General features: G+C 66.8%; 1 protein-coding gene. It reads right to left on the minus strand.

Features of this window, described 5'->3' with window-relative positions; translation table 11 throughout:
- Positions 1-11 precede the first annotated feature (11 nt).
- The coding region (locus tag B0W80_RS34125; protein WP_306171897.1) for a lipocalin family protein at positions 12-581 on the minus strand (570 nt) is incomplete at its 5' end.

The following is a 581-nucleotide window of genomic DNA, read 5'->3' on the forward strand; positions in this document are numbered from 1 at the left end:
GCTAGCTCACCTCATCGCCCGGCTTCCGGCCGGCTTTCAGGCCAACGCTGCGGCACCCTGCGCATCTTCGACATGTCGTAGCCCATGGCCTCGATCTTTTTCATGGCCTGGTCGTATTGCTGCGGTGGCATCTGCGGCGTGCGCGCCATCAACCACACATGGTCGCGCTTGCTGCGGGCCACGATGGTGGTCTGGTAGTCGGCCGACACATCGGCGATGACGTACTCGGCCTGGATGGGCCAGATGAACTGCATGTCCCACACGGCATTGCCCGTCTCCGGCTTGGCCTTGCCGATCGGGTGCAGGGTCTTGAGCGGCGCGTCGAAGCTGCTGTCGCGGTAGCGGAAAGTGGTGTCGATGCGGCCGTCCGCGCGCAGCGCGTACGACTCGATGGCGTTGAAGGCGTCCTTCTCGGGGAAGGTCGGAATGTGCGCGATGACGTACCAGTCGCCCATGAAGCGCGAGACGTCGACGCTCGCAGCGCGGGGCAAGGGCGGGGCGGTGGGTGTCGTCGAGCATGCGGCGAGCGCCGCGCACAACGACAAGGCGGCCCAGCGAAGCGCGCGGCTGCGGGGAACGAG

This window comes from Variovorax sp. KK3 (assembly GCF_001984055.1).
GTDB lineage: Bacteria > Pseudomonadota > Gammaproteobacteria > Burkholderiales > Burkholderiaceae_C > Variovorax.